The sequence below is a fragment of the Ensifer sp. Root558 genome, assembly GCF_001427045.1.
In the GTDB taxonomy this organism is placed as follows: Bacteria; Pseudomonadota; Alphaproteobacteria; order Rhizobiales; family Rhizobiaceae; genus Ensifer; species Ensifer adhaerens.
The window spans coordinates 47476-63949 of record NZ_LMGC01000035.1 but is presented as its reverse complement, the minus strand read 5'-3'; the positions used below and the strand labels follow the sequence as shown (position 1 = coordinate 63949).

The 16474-nt window shown below is 62.9% G+C and carries 18 protein-coding genes; 7 read left to right on the top strand and 11 right to left on the bottom strand.

Annotation, left to right across the window (positions count from 1 at the left end; translation table 11 throughout):
* The first annotated feature begins 117 nt into the window (after nucleotides 1-117).
* Entirely contained in the window at nucleotides 118-2178 is a 2061-nt protein-coding gene (gene parE, locus ASD63_RS26650) for a DNA topoisomerase IV subunit B (RefSeq protein WP_034795915.1), read from the top strand.
* Nucleotides 2179-2277: 99 nt separating this feature from the next.
* Here the strand turns inward: parE and ASD63_RS26645 are convergent, their stop codons facing one another.
* The gene (locus ASD63_RS26645) at nucleotides 2278-2745 is read right to left on the bottom strand and encodes a GNAT family N-acetyltransferase (RefSeq protein ID WP_034795918.1); all 468 of its coding nucleotides are present in this window, start codon (nucleotides 2743-2745) and stop codon (nucleotides 2278-2280) included.
* A 220-nt stretch (nucleotides 2746-2965) separates the two neighbouring features.
* Between ASD63_RS26645 and ASD63_RS26640 the strand changes: the two genes are divergently transcribed.
* The gene (locus ASD63_RS26640; protein ID WP_034795922.1) at nucleotides 2966-3379 is read left to right on the top strand and encodes a hypothetical protein; all 414 of its coding nucleotides are present in this window, start codon (nucleotides 2966-2968) and stop codon (nucleotides 3377-3379) included.
* A 15-nt stretch (nucleotides 3380-3394) separates the two neighbouring features.
* Here the strand turns inward: ASD63_RS26640 and ASD63_RS26635 are convergent, their stop codons facing one another.
* The gene (locus ASD63_RS26635; protein ID WP_034795925.1) at nucleotides 3395-4414 is read right to left on the bottom strand and encodes an aldehyde reductase; all 1020 of its coding nucleotides are present in this window, start codon (nucleotides 4412-4414) and stop codon (nucleotides 3395-3397) included.
* A 30-nt stretch (nucleotides 4415-4444) separates the two neighbouring features.
* Nucleotides 4445-5581, bottom strand: a complete 1137-nt coding sequence (locus ASD63_RS26630; protein WP_034795928.1) for a DUF2336 domain-containing protein — start codon at nucleotides 5579-5581, stop codon at nucleotides 4445-4447.
* Nucleotides 5582-5655: 74 nt separating this feature from the next.
* Here ASD63_RS26630 and ASD63_RS26625 point away from each other — a divergent pair, with 74 nt between their 5' ends.
* Complete coding sequence (locus ASD63_RS26625) at nucleotides 5656-6354, top strand: hypothetical protein (protein ID WP_034795930.1); 699 nt, start codon at nucleotides 5656-5658, stop codon at nucleotides 6352-6354.
* Nucleotides 6355-6376: 22 nt separating this feature from the next.
* Here the strand turns inward: ASD63_RS26625 and ASD63_RS26620 are convergent, their stop codons facing one another.
* Nucleotides 6377-6979, bottom strand: coding sequence for a flavin reductase family protein (locus ASD63_RS26620; protein WP_034795932.1), 603 nt, complete (start codon nucleotides 6977-6979; stop codon nucleotides 6377-6379).
* Complete coding sequence (locus tag ASD63_RS26615; RefSeq protein WP_034795936.1) at nucleotides 6979-7563, bottom strand: nitroreductase; 585 nt, start codon at nucleotides 7561-7563, stop codon at nucleotides 6979-6981. The genes ASD63_RS26620 and ASD63_RS26615 overlap by 1 nt, the downstream gene beginning before the upstream one ends.
* Nucleotides 7564-7663: 100 nt before the next feature.
* Between ASD63_RS26615 and ASD63_RS26610 the strand changes: the two genes are divergently transcribed.
* Complete coding sequence (locus tag ASD63_RS26610) at nucleotides 7664-8677, top strand: hypothetical protein (protein ID WP_034795940.1); 1014 nt, start codon at nucleotides 7664-7666, stop codon at nucleotides 8675-8677.
* A 33-nt stretch (nucleotides 8678-8710) separates the two neighbouring features.
* Here ASD63_RS26610 and ASD63_RS26605 read toward each other — a convergent pair whose 3' ends face one another.
* From ASD63_RS26605 to ASD63_RS26580, 6 genes are all read right to left on the bottom strand, one after another.
* A complete protein-coding gene (locus ASD63_RS26605; protein ID WP_034795943.1) occupies nucleotides 8711-9550 on the bottom strand; it encodes a lysophospholipid acyltransferase family protein in 840 nt (279 codons plus the stop codon).
* Between the two features lie 79 nt (nucleotides 9551-9629).
* On the bottom strand, nucleotides 9630-11612 hold the full coding sequence (thrS, locus tag ASD63_RS26600) for a threonine--tRNA ligase (RefSeq protein WP_034795946.1): 1983 nt from the start codon (nucleotides 11610-11612) through the stop codon (nucleotides 9630-9632).
* Nucleotides 11613-11832: 220 nt separating this feature from the next.
* A complete protein-coding gene (locus ASD63_RS26595; protein ID WP_034796039.1) occupies nucleotides 11833-12372 on the bottom strand; it encodes a DUF1697 domain-containing protein in 540 nt (179 codons plus the stop codon).
* An 11-nt stretch (nucleotides 12373-12383) separates the two neighbouring features.
* Nucleotides 12384-12812: a DUF2267 domain-containing protein gene (locus ASD63_RS26590; RefSeq protein ID WP_034795948.1), complete on the bottom strand. Its 429-nt coding sequence runs from the start codon at nucleotides 12810-12812 to the stop codon at nucleotides 12384-12386.
* Complete coding sequence (yidD, locus tag ASD63_RS26585) at nucleotides 12809-13183, bottom strand: membrane protein insertion efficiency factor YidD (protein WP_034795951.1); 375 nt, start codon at nucleotides 13181-13183, stop codon at nucleotides 12809-12811. Before yidD ends, ASD63_RS26590 begins: the two co-directional genes overlap by 4 nt.
* A 1-nt stretch (nucleotide 13184) precedes the next feature.
* A complete protein-coding gene (locus ASD63_RS26580) occupies nucleotides 13185-13631 on the bottom strand; it encodes an iron-sulfur cluster assembly scaffold protein (protein ID WP_034795955.1) in 447 nt (148 codons plus the stop codon).
* Between the two features lie 340 nt (nucleotides 13632-13971).
* On the opposite strand from ASD63_RS26580, the gene folE reads away from it, so the two are divergent.
* The 3 genes from folE (at nucleotide 13972) to ASD63_RS26565 (ending at nucleotide 16424) form a co-directional block, all read left to right on the top strand.
* On the top strand, nucleotides 13972-14589 hold the full coding sequence (folE, locus tag ASD63_RS26575) for a GTP cyclohydrolase I FolE (protein WP_034795957.1): 618 nt from the start codon (nucleotides 13972-13974) through the stop codon (nucleotides 14587-14589).
* Nucleotides 14590-14613: 24 nt separating this feature from the next.
* Nucleotides 14614-15066, top strand: coding sequence for a phosphoribosyl-AMP cyclohydrolase (gene hisI / locus ASD63_RS26570; RefSeq protein ID WP_034795960.1), 453 nt, complete (start codon nucleotides 14614-14616; stop codon nucleotides 15064-15066).
* A gap of 398 nt (nucleotides 15067-15464) precedes the next feature.
* Nucleotides 15465-16424, top strand: a complete 960-nt coding sequence (locus tag ASD63_RS26565; RefSeq protein ID WP_034795962.1) for a patatin-like phospholipase family protein — start codon at nucleotides 15465-15467, stop codon at nucleotides 16422-16424.
* The last annotated feature ends 50 nt before the right edge of the window (nucleotides 16425-16474 follow it).

Below are 16474 nucleotides of genomic sequence, written 5' to 3'. Positions count from 1 at the left end.
ATCCTGTGAGAGTCTGGCAGAATTCAGGTGATTCGACCGCCGGGGGATGGCGGCAGAGCCTGGGGCTTGCTATGGCCTCTGGCATTCCCGAACGACAGGAACGATCCGAACGGCCCCATGGACGACAACAGCGACCTCTTCTCAATGCCCGAGCAACCGAAGGCCGTACAGCCGAGCGCCAAGCCGGCCGTGGCTGCAGCCCCCATCGCGCGCGAAGAGCCGCGCCCTGCCCCGAAAGGCAGCGATGGCAGCGATTACGATGCGTCGGCGATCGAGGTGCTCGAGGGCCTTGAGCCGGTCCGTCGTCGCCCGGGCATGTATATCGGCGGCACCGACGAGAAGGCGCTGCACCATCTCTTTGCCGAAGTCATCGACAACTCGATGGACGAAGCGGTCGCCGGCCATGCGAACTTCATCGAGGTCCATCTCGACGCGGACGGGTTCCTGACAGTCACCGACAACGGCCGCGGCATCCCGGTCGAAAACCATCCGAAATTCCCCGGCAAGTCGACGCTCGAAGTCGTCATGACGGTGCTCCATGCCGGCGGCAAGTTCGATGGCAAGGCCTACGAGACCTCGGGCGGTCTGCACGGCGTCGGCGTATCCGTCGTCAACGCACTCTCCGACGCGCTCGAAGTCGAGGTCGCCCGCAATCGCAAGCTCTATCGCCAGCGCTTCTCCCGCGGTATTCCGCAGGGCGGGCTCGAGGAACTCGGCGACGTGCACAATCGCCGCGGCACGCGCGTCCGCTTCCATCCGGACCCGGATATTTTCGGACCGCACGCGCATTTCGAGCCCGGCCGGCTTTTCCGCATGGCGCGCTCGAAAGCCTATCTCTTCGGTGGCGTCGAGATCCGCTGGTCCTGCGATCCGTCATTGCTGCAGGAAGGTTCGGAGATCCCGGACAAGGCCGTCTTCCACTTCCCGGGCGGCCTGAAGGACTACCTGGCGGCGACGCTCGGCAAGGAATTCACCGTTACCCGCGAGATCTTCGCCGGCAAATCGGAGAAGGCCAACGGTCACGGTTCGCTAGAATGGGCGGTCACCTGGTATGGCGGCGACCAGCAGGTTCATTCCTACTGCAACACCATTCCGACGCCTGAGGGTGGTACACACGAGGCGGGCTTCCGCATCGCGCTGACCAAGGGACTGAAGAACTATGCCGAGCTGAAGCAGAACAAGCGTGCAGCGCTCATCACCACCGATGACGTGATGATCTCGGCCGCCGGAATGCTGTCCGTGTTCATCCGCGAACCGGAATTCGTCGGCCAGACCAAGGACAAGCTAGCGACAGTCGAAGCACAACGCATCGTCGAAAATGCGCTGCGCGATCCCTTCGACCATTACCTTACCGACAATCCGGCCGAGGCCGACAAGCTGCTCGACTGGGTGGTCGAGCGCGCCGAGGAGCGCGTGCGCCGGCGCAAGGAAAAGGAAGTCAACCGCAAGACGGCCGTGCGCAAGCTGCGCCTGCCCGGCAAGCTTGCCGACTGCTCGCAGAACACCGCTGAAGGCGCCGAACTCTTCATCGTCGAAGGGGACTCAGCAGGCGGCTCGGCGAAGCAGGCGCGCAACCGCGCCAACCAGGCGATCCTGCCCTTGCGCGGCAAGATCCTCAACGTGGCGAGCGCTGGTCGAGAAAAGCTCGGCGCCAACCAGCAGATTGCCGACCTCATCCAGGCGCTTGGCTGCGGCACCCGCAGCAAGTACCGGGAAGAGGATCTGCGCTACGAGCGCATCGTCGTCATGACCGACGCCGACGTCGACGGCGCACATATCGCCTCGCTGCTGATTACCTTCTTCTACCAGGAGATGCCCGAACTGATCCGCGGCGGTCACCTCTATCTCGCCGTGCCGCCGCTCTATCGCATCAGCCAGGGCGCAAGGACGCTCTATGCCCGCGACGACGCGCACCGCGAGGAGCTGATGCGCACCGAGTTTGCCGGTCGCGGCAAGGTCGAGATCGGCCGCTTCAAAGGTCTCGGCGAGATGCTGCCGGCGCAGCTCAAGGAAACGACGATGGATCCGAAGTTCCGCACGCTGCTCAAGGTCGAGATCGACGATGTCGATTTCGAGGGCACGCGCGAAGCGGTCGACAACCTGATGGGCACGAAGGCGGATGCCCGCTTCCGCTTCATCCAGGAGCGCGCTGTCTTTGCGGACAACCTGGACATCTGAGCCGGCTTTCTGCCGGCAAGCAGGATCACAATAATCCATACAGAAACGGCGGCTCACAGGCCGCCGTTTCTGTATTCAGGGTTTGAAGGCCGCTCGAGCTTACGCAACGTGAACGGGCTTCTCCATGAAGAGGCTCAGCGGATCCGGCTGATACCCCCCGAACGGCGGGCGCTCGACGTAGCCGGCCGCCTTGTAAAGGCCTATCGCTTCGGGCTGATAGATGCCTGTTTCGAGGCGGATTGCCACCAGTCCGAGTTGCGCCGCGCGCACCTCCAGCGCCTGCAGCAACAACTTGCCGACCCTCAGCCCCCTCGCCTCGGGATCGACGAACATGCGCTTGATTTCCGCAGTCCCGTCACCGGCATCAACCAGGGCGCAGCAGCCGACGGTATCGCCGCCACGCCGTGCGACGAAGAACGATACCTCCGGCTTTTCCAGGTTCGACAGATCGACCATGTGATTGCTCTCGGCGGGGTAGAGCGAGGCGGCGTAGGCGTCAGAGAGTTCCAGGAGACGCAGAACTTCAGCTTGGCGCGGCGTCTCCTGGGCTATGATTACGGCAGGCAATCGGTCGTCCTTTTCATTCAGGCGTGGTTTTGCGCCAAACTACCGCCGGCCTACGCCCGGACCAATACGTCAAATGGCGCAGGCTCGTATGCCTCCCCATCAATCCGCCTAACAGGCTGAAACAATTTGTTCCGCGCTGCCGGCAGCATCGCCCTATTTCGAGGAGAATCATGCAGGCATAGGTTGATCCACCACAACCTGCAAAGACGATGGGAATGCGATGCAAGCGGCGCTGATAGTCATGACCATTCTCGGCTGCGACCACGACGTCAGCCAATGCCAGTACATCTCGACGGTCAACGGCAGTTGGCCATCGATCGCGCAGTGCGACACGGCTTCGAACGCGCAACTGCCGAAGTTTTCCAATGCGAACTATCCGGTCGTCGTTGCGGTATGCGAGAGCTCGGCGCCCAGCGTCGCCGAAATCCCCGCGCCGCCACCGGGCGCCCAGCAGAACCAGGCGCTGCCCGTTCCGGCAGCGGAGCCGGAACCCGAGCAAGGATTGCCGAAACGCACGCTGGCTTTCCTGTCGGGCGCCATCCCCGATCGGGAGAAGCTGAAGACCATCGTCACGAAGCCGGTGCGCTATGTCGAAGATGGCTATTCCTGGGTCGCGCGCCGCTTTACCGACTGACGCGCCAAGCACGCCTCAGACGAGGCCGGCCGAAATCAGGCTGTTCGCCGAGGCCACGACGGCCTCTTCGGCAGAGCGCGGCTGCCACCCGAGAACACGGCGCGCCTTTTCGTTGGAAATGCGGGGGTCATGCCCGAGTTCGCGCACGATGAGGCGCAGGCCCGCATCGAAGGGGGCGGCAAGCCCTGCCAGCCAATTGGGCAGCACGAACCTCGGAAGCCTGCCCGCATGTTCAGGGAACCTGCGCCGGAGGATGGCCGTGATATCCGCAAGGGAAAGCGCCTCTCCCGCAATCAGGAAACGCTCGCCTGCCGCTGCGGCGACGCTTAAGGCCTGCACATGCGCATCCGCCACGTCGCGGACGTCGACAACCGGCACGGCGAACTTCGGCAAGGCGGGATAGTTCCCCTTGAGCAGGTTGCGCACCACGGCGACGGATGTGCCGATCTCATGGCCAAGAACCGGCCCGAGGACGATTCCGGGATTGATGACCACAAGCTCCAGGCCGCTGTCAGCCGCATAGTCCCAGGCCGCGCGTTCGGCGAAGGTCTTGGAGCGGTAGTAGGGTGTCGCAAGCGATGACTGCGGATCGGTCCAATCGTCCTCCGTAAACGGCGCGCGCCCTGCCCCGTAGATGACCGCGGCGACCGACGACGTGAGCACGACGCGTTTGGCACCGGCCGCATGGGCTGCCCTGAGCACACGCAGCGTGCCGTCACGGGCCGGCCCGATCAGCTCATCTTCATTGGCAGGCAAGCGAACCGGAAATGGCGAGGCGGTGTGGACGACGTAGGAAACCTCGGCAAAGGCCTCAGCCCAGCCCCGCTCCTCCAGGAGATCCGCCTCTCCAAACGTCAGGCGCGCGGCATCCGTACCACCGGCCGCGCGAATGGATCGCTCGATCTCCTCGGCGCGCCCGAGCGCGCGAACCGTGCCGTGCACAGGATAACCTTCGCGCAGCAAGGCGAGCGCGACGTGCCGTCCGACAAAACCGCCGATTCCGGTCACGGCAACGGTCGCGGTCCTCGCGTTCATGGGTCCATTCCTCGCTAAAGCGGGTCGCGATCAGGCGGCCTGGCGTGCGGCAAGTTCCGCGTAGTCACGGGCCGACTGGCGTTCCTCGGCGAATGCCAGGCGCTCGAGCAGATCGATCATCGCTGCGTCGGTCGGCGATGTTGCCCGTCCACGTCGCAGGCGCACGAGCAGTTCTGCCGAGACCGTCGCGTGGCCGCCGATTGAACCCGGCCCGTCCTGACGCCACAGGAGGACCGCTGTCGCAAACGTCTCGCTGACGTCGCGGCCGAGCCCGGCGCTTTCGAACAGGGCACGGATCGAGTGGACGCGCCCACCGGACAGGATGGAACGCACGCGTTTTTCGCTGACGCCGGAGAGGTCGACGATTGCGGCCGAGAAAAACTCTGCACGGCCGGTCACGAGCGCATGCAGCAGGAAGGCGGGCGTCAGGCGGCCGGTCTCGCGCAGATGCGTGACGAGGTCCGGCAGCTCCTCGACGGCCGTCGTTCCAACCATGCCGACGGCGGCGATATCGCAGGCTTCGCGGGTGACCCGCTGCACGCGACCTTCTCCAATCGTCACCTGTACGAGGCCGAAGGCGGCAAGTGCTGCACCGACTTCTTCGACAAGCGCGTGGCGGGCGGCACTCGGCAGGTCGTTGCGCGCAAGAAGCAGGTCACGAACCGAAGCCGAATGGCCAAGACGCTCGGCAATGCGCTTCAGCGAACGGCGCGACAGAAGAGCGCCGGGGTTTTCGAGCAGGATCAGCATTTCGTCTTCGTCGCCGATTTCGGCGATCGCAGCGGCGACCCCGCGCGAAACGAAACTGCGCGCCGCGATCAGCGCGCGGGTCTCCAGCGTTCCCCGAGCCGCGAGGTCGACCAGGTCGTCGTCGGTCAGGACGGGAGAATGCGAAACGACGAGATAGGCAATTTCAGGCTGGTCCCCGGCAAGACCAAGAATGATGGCGCGCGGCACGGAAGAGCAACCGCAAAGGACTTCGGCCAAGGCAAGGCGAACTTTGGGCGACGGATCGTCCAGCAGGAAGGTCATCGCCATCTCGGCGGCGCGACGATCGAGGCCATTCAGTTGCGCGTCAACATAGGCGCGGCCGAGCGCGCTGGCGGCGCGAATGCGTTCGCCTGTTCTCGCCGTTTCCACCCAGCGAAGAAATGCTTGTATGATCACCTACGCCCCACTAGACCACGCCAATGCCACCGATGTTCTGAGCCTAGCGAGCAAAGGTTTAAGATTGGTTCACCATGTCTGTTAACCGCCTCCAAACCATAAGGCCGCTGCTGTTTGCGGACGACGACGCGCTTAGCCTGGACGTGAGCGTTCTCAACACATTGGCTGGGCTGATCCTGACTGCCGGCCTCGGCCACGAAACGCGTCTTGGCCTCGCCCGGATGGAAGGACGCGATCTCGCGCTGCTCGCCTGTGTGGAACCGGTAGGGCTGCTCCATGAAGACGACGTACACCGGCTGCTTGATAGCGGCATCGATGGCGTCGTGCTTACCGGATGCCGCGGCCGCGCGGACATACAGAAGCTCGACGTGATGCTGCGGGTTGCCGAAGCAAGGATTGGCCTTCCAGCCAATCGCACCCGGATTTACGCCGAATACGGCGCAGCACCCGAAGGCCTGCTGTCGCCGCACACACTGGCGGGGTGCTCGCAGCGACTGGAAGGATTGATCTTCAACGGCTCGGCGCTGGCAAAGGCAGTCGGCTGCAAGGAGCCGGCGAGTGCCGCGCATCAGGGCGTGGCCGCGCCCGTGCTCGCGGGTCGCGCCAATGTGGTGCTAAGGGCCCATGACGCCGGCATCCGCGCCTATGAGGTGCTGCCGCCCACCGCCGATGCTGCAGCCACACGCTGGGCGCTTTCACAAAGCAGTAACGACGGATTCGCTTCGGTCGTCTGCCGCTCGCCCGAGCAAGCAGTCATCGCCGGCAGCGTATGACGCCGAGCCGGCGCGGTAACCGTCAGCGCGTCGGGCGGGTCATCTGGAAGACGTCGCCGCCGTCGCAATAGTCCATGTAGCCGAGGCGGGCGAGCGGCTTGACCGTCGCCATGTCGAAACGGCCATCGCGGATCGCATCTTCGCGAATGTGGATGCCGACGACCTGGCCGATGACGACGTAGTTGTCGGACAATGCACCATCCAGATCCTTGGGCTGGAACATCTCGGTCATCCGGCATTCGAGCGCGGCATAGGCTTCACCGACGAACGGCGCCCCAACCAGCGCGCCGTCGACCGGCGTCAATCCGGCGATCTCGAATTCGCTCTCGCCATGCGGCGCCGGGATCGACGTCTTGTTGATGGCGGCCGCCAGGTCACGGCTGGCGAAGCTCGCCGTGAACTCGCCGGTTGCCTCGATGTTGCGAACCGAATCCTTATAGCCGCTCGATGAAAACATCACGAGCTTCGGCCGGTCGCTGATGGCATTGAAGAAGGAATAGGGCGCGAGGTTCAGCGCGCCCTCGGCCGACCGCGTGCCAATCCAACCGATCGGCCGCGGCGAAACAATCGCCTTGAAAGGATCATGCGGCAGACCGTGACTGTTCGAGGTCGTATCGTAAAACATCAGGCTTCCTCGCCAACCCAGGTGACGATCTCGGCCAGCTCCGGCCGCGGCCGCTCCGTCGGTGGCACCATGGCGGTACCGATATGGATGAAGCCAGCAATTTTCTCGCCCGGCTTCACGCCCAGCAGCGGATAGGCGCGCTCGTCGAAAGCATACCACTCGGTCAGCCAGTTGGATGCGTAACCGAGGGCGTTGGCGGCCATCAGCAGGTTGAGGCAGACGGCACCAGCGGACATGACCTGTTCCCATTCCGGGATCTTGAAATGCGGCGCGGCGGTGCTGACGACGGCGACGACCACAGGCGCACGCGACAGGCGAGTTTCCTCCACCTTGATCATCTCTTCCGACAGATCCGGCTTCAGCTCAAGCGCCATTGCCTTCAGCTTGGCGCTGATGCGTACCCTCTCCTCGCCGCGATAGACGATGAAGCGCCAGGGCGCGAGTTTGCCGTGGTCCGGCACGCGCGAAGCAAGCTTCAGCATTTCCTCGACCTCGGCCTTGCCGGGACCGGGACCTCCCATCTGGAAAGCGGGGATGGAGCGACGGGACGTCAGGTAGTCGACGAGCTTAATTTCGGTTTTCATGTCAGATGAATTCCACTAATTTGCCGCCCCACAGGCAGCCACGAAAATGCCATACCGGCGTCCCAAGTGGAGTCACTCAGTCAGGAAGTCAACTGTTCTCATGCGTGCACGCTCTCGTATTTTCCTTCAGACCGGTCTTGCGATCCTTGTCGCCGGCACCGCTACGGGAAATGTGTTCGCAGAGGATGCGACCCAGGCGTTTGAAAGTTTCCCCTCGATCGCCGGCCCGCGCAAGATGCCGAAGCTGACGGGCTTCAGCCCGATGACATCGGATCCGCTGGCGGACGGCACGCTGAAGGATATCAAGCTCGAGGCGCTGCTGACCGAAAAAGGCGGACCGGTCGAAGCTGGGCTCACCTGGCGTGTGTTCAGCCCGATCCCCGGAAGCGACGGCAAGCTGCCGCTTCTCGCAACGTCGGAAGGCGGCTCGACAGCGTTCAATCTGGTACCGGGCGAATATTTCGTCAATGTCTCCTTTGGACGCGCCTCGGCCACGCGCAAGGTCCGCGTGCCGGAGCAAGGCGCGCTCGACAAGCAGGTGCTGGTGCTCGATGCCGGCGGCATGAAGCTCAATGCGGTCTCCGGCAGCGACGTGCGCATCCCACCGGCCGAACTCAGCTTCGACGTCTATTCCGCCGACACCAAGAGCGACGGCGAACGGGCGCTCATTGTCGAGGACGTCAAGCCGAACACGGTGGTCCGGCTGGGTGCCGGAACCTATCACGTGACCTCCAGCTATGGCGGCACGACCAACGCCTCGACCGCGGCAGACATCCAGGTCGAAGCGGGCAAGCTGACCGAAGCAACCATGCAGCACCGCGCCGCCAAGCTCACGCTCAAGCTGGTTTCGGAACCGGGCGGCGAAGCGATCGCCAACACCGCCTGGACGATCCTCACCTCCGCCGGCGATACGGTGAGCGAAGCCAACGGCGCCTTCCCGACGCAGGTCCTGCTCGAAGGCAGCTATTCCGCCGTGGCGCGCTACAAGGACAAGATCTACGAGCGCGACTTCACCGTGAAGGCCGGCGTCAATATGGACGTGGAAGTGCTGCTCAGCAGCGGCGGCAACAATGCGAACACCAATGCGAGCGTTGTGTCGGAAGCACAGGACTGAGCTTCGACGTAACGGAACGCAGTTGACCTAACGTCAGCCTGCCCGTCGCATGAACCGCCGACGCGGCGGCGCCATGGAAAAGACCGCTTCATAGATGCGCGCCAAAAGGTCCTTGCGATCGCCACAGGCACAGAGATCCTCGGGCGTGAGCACGCCGCCGATGCGCGCCGCGATCGTCGTTCCGGACAGACGCCGGAATTCGCGGATCAAGAGCGACAGTCTCAGCGTCAGTGAAATCTTGCTCGCCAGGTGGAAGAACGGGCCGTTCTGCCCTTCGAAGTAGATCGGGATCACGCTCGCCCGCGCCGCCTGAATGAGCTTTGCCGGAAAGATCTTCCACGGCAGGTCCTCGGCCCGACCAAAACCCTTCGGCGCGGTCGCCACGCCGCCGGCCGGGAAGATGACGATGGTCACGCCTTCCTTCAGCAGTCGCAGCGCTTCATGGCGTGTCGCCATGTTGACGGCCAGCGCCTCCTTCGTCTCTTCGAACGATACCGGCAGCGAGTAAGGCGCCATTTCCGGCACCTTCAGCAGTTCGTTGTTGATGAGGACGCGGAAGGGACGGCCGAGCTGTTCGGCAAGCGCCAGCACGGCGATGCCGTCGCCGATGCCGAAAGGATGATTGGCGATGATGACGATCGGCGTATCGGGCAGGTTCCGCGGCGGCCACTCGCCTTTTGTCTGCAGCGTCACATCGATGAGCTGCAACATCTCCCCGAAGACGCGCTCGCTCTTGCCGACGATGTCGGACCGCCAGCGCGTATAAAGCTTGGCATAGCGGTTGCGGCCCGACAGGCCTTCCATGGAGCGAATGAACCAGCGCTTCAGGCGCCGGTCGTTCTCATTGGCGTAGGACAGCTCTTTGAACTGCACGGAAATCTCCGATGGATACGATCTTATCCGGATATTCCGCTAATATGACAGTTTGCTGACAAAGCAAGTGCTCGGGGTCTCAACCCCGAGCTTTCTTTTCTGCCTTGCGCTTGAGATCCGGCGCCATGGCTTCGAGCGCAAGCGATGCAATCGCCTCGTCGAGCGACATGGCGGTCTGGGCCTGCGAGCCCAGACGGCGGATGTTGACCGAGCGCTCTTCGGCTTCGCGCTTGCCGCAGACCACGATGACCGGAACCTTCGTGACCGAATGTTCGCGGACCTTGTAGTTGATCTTCTCGTTGCGGAAGTCGGTCTCTACAGTCAGCCCTGCATCACGCAGGAGTTCGGCAACCTCGCGACCGTAGTCGTCGGCTTCCGAAGTGATCGTCGCGACGACGACCTGCAGCGGCGAAACCCAGAGCGGCATGTGGCCGGCGAAGTTCTCGATCAGGATGCCGAGGAAGCGTTCCATCGAGCCGCAGATCGCGCGGTGGATCATCACCGGCTGGCGCTTTTCGGATTCCTTGTCGATGTAGAAGGCACCGAAACGCTCCGGCAGGTTGAAGTCGACCTGGGTCGTGCCGCACTGCCATTCGCGACCGATCGCGTCCTTCAGGGTGTACTCGAACTTCGGACCGTAGAAGGCGCCCTCGCCCGGCAGAATGCCGGTCTTGATTCGGCCTTCCGACTGCGCCTCGATCGTCTTCAAGACGTCCGTCATCACGCTTTCGGCGCGATCCCATAGCTCATCGGAACCGACGCGTTTGTCCGGACGGGTGGAGAGCTTGACCACGACTTCCTTGAAGCCGAAGTCCTCGTAGACCGAGAGGATGAGGTCGTTGATGCGCAGGCATTCTTCCGCCATCTGCTCGTCGGTGCAGAAGACATGCGCGTCGTCCTGGGTGAAGCCGCGCACGCGCATCAGCCCGTGGAGCGCGCCCGACGGCTCGTAGCGATGAACGTTGCCGAACTCGGCGAGGCGCACCGGCAGTTCGCGATAGGACTTCAGGCCATGCTTGAAGATCTGGATATGGCCCGGGCAGTTCATCGGCTTCAGCGCAAAGATGCGCTCGTCGTCGGTCTCGTCACCGGCAACGGTCACCTTGAACATGTTGTCCCGGTACCAGCCCCAGTGACCCGAGGTTTCCCAGAGCGACTTGTCGAGCACCTGCGGCGCGTTGACTTCCTGATAGGTGTTGGCGAGCCGGCGACGCATGTAGGCAACCAGCGTCTGGAACATGCGCCAGCCCTTGCCATGCCAGAAGACGACGCCCGGGCCTTCTTCCTGGAAATGGAACAGGTCCATTTCGCGGCCGAGGCGACGGTGGTCGCGCTTTTCGGCTTCAGCGAGCACGTGCAGGTACTGGTCGAGCTCTTCCTGGGTGTGCCAGGCGGTGCCGTAAATGCGGGTCAGCATCGCGTTGTTGCTGTCGCCGCGCCAATAGGCGCCGGCCACCTTCATCAGCTTGAAGGCGGTGCCGATCTGGCCGGTCGAGGCCATGTGCGGGCCGCGGCAAAGATCGAACCAGTCGCCCTGATAGTAGATCTTGAGATCCTGCCCTTCGGGGATCGCGTCGACGAGTTCGACCTTGTAGGCCTCGCCCTTTTCGGCAAAAACCTGGCGGGCCTTATCGCGCGACCAGACTTCCTTGGTGAAAGGCTTGTTGCGGGCGATGATCTCCTTCATCCGCTTTTCAATGAGCGGCAGGTCGTCGGGCGTGAAGGGCTCGTTGCGGGCAAAGTCGTAATAGAAGCCGTTGTCGATGACCGGGCCGATGGTCACCTGCGTTCCTGGCCACAGTTCCTGAACGGCCTCCGCCATCACGTGCGCGGCATCGTGGCGGATCAGTTCGAGCGAGCGCTTGTCGTCACGAACGACGATTTCCAGGCGACCATTAGTCACCGGATCGGACAGATCGCGCAGCTCGTCGTCGAGCGCGATCGCAACCGCCTTCTTGGCGAGCGACTTCGAAATCGATTCTGCCACGTCGCGGCCGGTCGTGCCGAAGGGATATTCGCGCACCGAGCCATCAGGAAATGTAAGGGAAACAGGATTCGACATAGTGATCTCCTATCCAGTCCCGCCAACGAATGCGGGTGGTATGGTTGACCGGCAAGGCCGGTGAATTGACGATACAGCGTCGCATCCGTCAGACGCGCAGAGATCGCTGTAGTGCTTTTGCTGCGTGTTTTTCCCCGAGCCGAAGGACGACCCGCGGAAATACGCCGTAGCCTGATAAAGGGTTTTCGAAAGTGAGTAAAGGCAAAGGCTGCGGCGGACGCTAGCTGCGCAGCATCTCGCAAAGCCCCTTCACGGTGTTCCAGTTGCGGAACGTCCCGATGCCCAGCCGCTTGGTGGTCATGGCGCCGAGCAGCTTCGATTCGCTCGCCTTGCCCGGGAAATGCACCCAGAGATCGCCATCGACGATCGCCAGTCGCTCGCCGGCGGTGCAGTAGCGCCGAAGCCCTTGGAGCGCCGCTTCCGTCAAAGGTTCGCGCATCACCCGGACATGAACCTGCGTCGCGTCCGCCTCGCCCTCCTCATGGAAGGGATTGGCTGCGGCAAGCGTCTGCCAATCGGCGCCCGACCGGACAAGAATGTCGACGTGCCGGCCAAACGTCTCGGCAAAGGCCTTCTCAAGCGGCATTTCGAGGTCCCGAGTGGACGTTTGTCCGGTCTGAAACACCAGATTGCCCGTTGCGACCAACGTCCGCGGCGCTTGATAGCCGAGCCCTTCAGCCATCTTCTTGAGGTCAGCCATGACGACCCGGCGGCCGGGCCCGAGAACGATGCTGTAAAGCAAGGCGACGTAGCTGTTCATCATTCCCCTTGTCAGGCGCGCCAGAAATCCGCAGCGCCCGCCGGCAGCCGCGCGAGCACCCGGTCGAGTTTCGCCTCGTCGATGTTGCGACGCAAGGCGCCAGCGACGTCTGCAATGGCGCCGTCCGGGGAAATATTGTGATCCGGGCGCAGCGCCTGTACCTCGCGGGTCATGGCGATGCGACCCGAAAACGGGAGCCGCGGCTCTTCAAGGTCCCACTCGGCAACGAAGATCGCCCGGATGACAGGCGGCAGGATGTCGGCAAACAGAATGGCATCCTCGATCTCGAGCCGGCGCCGAAACGTCTGCAGTACCGCCTGGACCATCGTATAGGCCTGGTTCGTCGTCTGCAGCCCGGCCAAGTCGCGGGCATCGAGAAGGAAGCGCTCGAAGTCTAAGGAAGCCTGACGATACTCCATCGGCATGGGCATGGCGGTCATCCAATCTTCGGCCGCGGCCGCCAAAAGCGCCACGGCGCGTACCATACGAGGCGCGGTTCAAGCCGCTCCGGCACAGGATCGAAACCATGCGTTCCGCCCGGCCCGCAGCGCGCCACGCGAAACAGCGTCATCCAGCCTCCGGCCCAGAAGCCGTGGCGGGCAATCGCCTCATAGCCATATTCCGAACAGGTCGGCAGGTGTCGGCACGAATTGCCGATAAAGCTCGAAAGCGTGAGCTGATAGGCGCGGATCAGCGCCATGCCGGCGAGCCGCCCGGGGGTCTTGCGAAAGGGGCCCGACCAGTTTCGGCCACGGACCGCTGGCGCTGCCTTTTCATGTGCAGCGTGTCGGCAATTCGGTTCGCCGCACATCTCAGACGGCCGCGAGCAGTCGCCTGGCCTCGATCTGCTCGATGGCATCGACGACCGCATCGAAGGTTAGCATGGTCGATGCGTGGCGCGCCTTGTAGTCCTTCACCGGACGCAGGAAGCGCATATCCTCGAAACGGCCCGAAGGCCCCTCACCGTCCGCCTTCAACATAGCCAGCATGTCTTCGCGCGCCTGGCGGATCTCCTCAGCCCCGGCGCCGACGACATGGCGCGCCATGATCGAGGACGACGCCTGGCCGAGCGCGCAGGCTTTGACGTCATGGGCAAAATCGGTGACGACGTCGCCATCCATCTTCAGCCAGATATGCACCTTGGAGCCGCACAGCTTGGAATGCGCCGTCGCGTCCGCATCGGCATCGCCGAGCGTCCCGATACGGGGAATGTTGCCGGCGAATTCGAGAATTCGGCTGTTGTAGATGTCATCCATCATTTGACGCGATCCGACTGATTTTTCGCGGTTTTGAGTGATCGACGCATGATTTTCTCCGGTAGACGGGAAAAAAGCACGACGCGACACGCTCCGCCTCTTTCATCTCTATGGCACCATACTATATGCTATGTCGTGTTGGGGCGACAGTTCCGCAAGAGGAACAATGTCGCCTGTTGTTTGGGAAACCGTGCCGGAAGGTCCAGTGCACTGCTAAGCCAGGACCGGAAAGCCCCGGAGCCCGCCAACGGAACCCAAGCCTGCAGGGTTAGGCGAATGGCCAGTGGCGAGTTGTCCGAAAGATAAAACGTCAAGCAATCCCGTATTGCTAAAAGAGGCCATTATGGATGCCATAGTGAAGAATTTTCCTGTGCTCGACGATGCGAGCGGCCGCCCCACCCAGAAGGAGGCCGAGGAAGCGGTGCGCGTTCTTTTGCGCTGGGCTGGCGAAGACCCGCAGCGCGAGGGGCTTTTGGATACGCCCGCGCGCGTGGCCAAGTCCTACCGCGAGCTTTTCAGCGGTTATGATCTGGCTGCCGAAGACGTGCTTGGCCGCACCTTCGAGGAGGTTGCCGGCTACGACGATATGGTGCTCGTCAAGGACATCCCGTTCTATTCGCATTGCGAGCACCACATGGTGCCTATCATCGGCAAGGCGCATGTCGCATACCTGCCGAACGGGCGCGTGCTCGGCCTGTCGAAGATCGCCCGCGTGGTCGATATCTACGGCCGCCGACTGCAGACGCAGGAATCGATGACGGCGCAGATCGCCAGGGCGATCGACGAATCGCTCGCCCCGCGCGGCGTTGCCGTGATGATCGAAGCCGAGCATATGTGCATGGCGATGCGCGGCGTGCAGAAGCAAGGCTCGACAACGCTGACGACCACATTTACGGGTACCTTCCAGACGGAACCGGCCGAGCAGGCGCGGTTCATGACGATGATCAGGGGCTTCAAGTAAGGCTCCGACAGACGGAGCCTTTCCATGACGCTCACCTTCGACGCTCCCTCCTCAGACAAGGCCGAACTGGAAACCGGTCCGGCCTTCACTCCCCGTTTTGATGAAAAGGGGCTGATCACCGCCGTCGTCACCGACGTCAGGGACGGCGAGTTGCTGATGGTCGCCCACATGAACGCGGAGGCCCTGGCCCTGACGATCGAGACCGGCGTGGCCCACTACTACAGCCGCTCGCGCAAGAGCCTCTGGAAGAAGGGCGAAAGCTCCGGGAACCTGCAGGCGGTCAAGGAAATCCGCACCGATTGCGACCAGGATGCGATCTGGCTGAAGGTTTCCGTCGCCGGCCACGACGCGACCTGCCATACCGGCCGCCGCTCCTGTTTCTACCGCACCGTCGGCACCGAAGACGGCAAGGCCTCGGTCAAAATCACCGACGACCACAGGCATTTCGACCCCGCCGAGATCTATGATAAAAATTAAGCATCGCGCATCTTTTTGGCGCGGGTGCATGCTATATTTATATTTTGGAAACCAACCGGGCGCCTAATCCTTAAGCAGGGATGCGGCGCAATCGGAACGATCTCGTTCCAAACTGTATTGCAAACTGTATCCAATGTTTATCGGTCGTGCCGCAATCGTCGGTGGGATCGGTGATATACCTTAGACAAAGGTGCCAGTCTTTCAGCAATGAAGCGGACAAGGCCAGCACCGGCGCCGGCTTGGCGGAGCCTCCCCAGGACGCGCGCATGAAATTGCCTCTCTCCAGGATCAATCCCGACCCCTGGAAGTTTAGTCAGCGATGAATTGCCACAGCGACCTTCGCGCATTCTCATCGACGTGTCGCGCTGCGGAGTATTCGGCGGTGTTGGAGGTGCCGGATGTTGAATTGGACGTTTACGCGTAACAATCAGATTACGGATCTGTCCGGACCGGACGGAACATCGATTTCGACAACGCCACCTGAACCGGCGCCACCTCCGCAAAAACCGAAGATCGCAATCGCGCTTGGCGGCGGTGCCGCGCGCGGCTGGGCCCATATCGGCGTGCTGCGCGCGCTCGACGAAGAAGGCATCGAAGTCGGCATGATCGCCGGCACCTCGATCGGCGCGCTCGTCGGTGGCTGCTATCTTGCCGGCAAGCTCGACGAACTCGAAGCCTTCGCCCGCTCCCTCACCGTACGCCGGATCGCCGGCCTGCTCGATTTCGCCATCGGCGGCGGCGGCCTTTTCGGCGGCCTGCGGCTCACCAAGCGCATGCAGGAGCATCTGGAAGGCCTCAGCATCGAAGGCCTCGACAGGCCGTTCATTGCCGTTGCAACGGAAGTTCACAGCGGCCACGAGGTGTGGCTTGAAAAGGGATCGCTGATCACCGCGATCCGGGCCTCCTACGCCCTGCCCGGCATCTTCGAGCCGATCAAGGCGAATGGACGCTTGCTGATCGATGGCGCGCTCGTCAATCCGGTTCCGGTTTCGGTGTGCCGCGCCCATGAGCAGCAACTCGTCGTCGCGGTGAACCTCAACTACGATCTCTATGGCCGCTCGGCCGTCGTCAAACACAGCGCCGGCGCTGAATCCCTGGATGCGCCCGCCAAGGAAGCGCCGCACCAGTCGCGCCTCGGCATGACCAGCGTCATGGTCCAGGCCTTCAACATCATCCAGGACCGGATTTCCCGCGCCCGGCTTGCCGGCGACCCGCCGGACCTGGCGCTGCACCCGAAACTCAACGACATCGGTCTTTCGGAATTCCATCGCGCGGGCGAAGCAATCGATCGCGGCTACCACGAGGCAAAAGCGAGGCTGGTTGAAATTCGCCGCATGCAGGAAGTGCTCGTTCGCTGACGGAGCGTGCCCGGCATGAAAGCCGCGATACGCGGCGGCGCACTTACCGG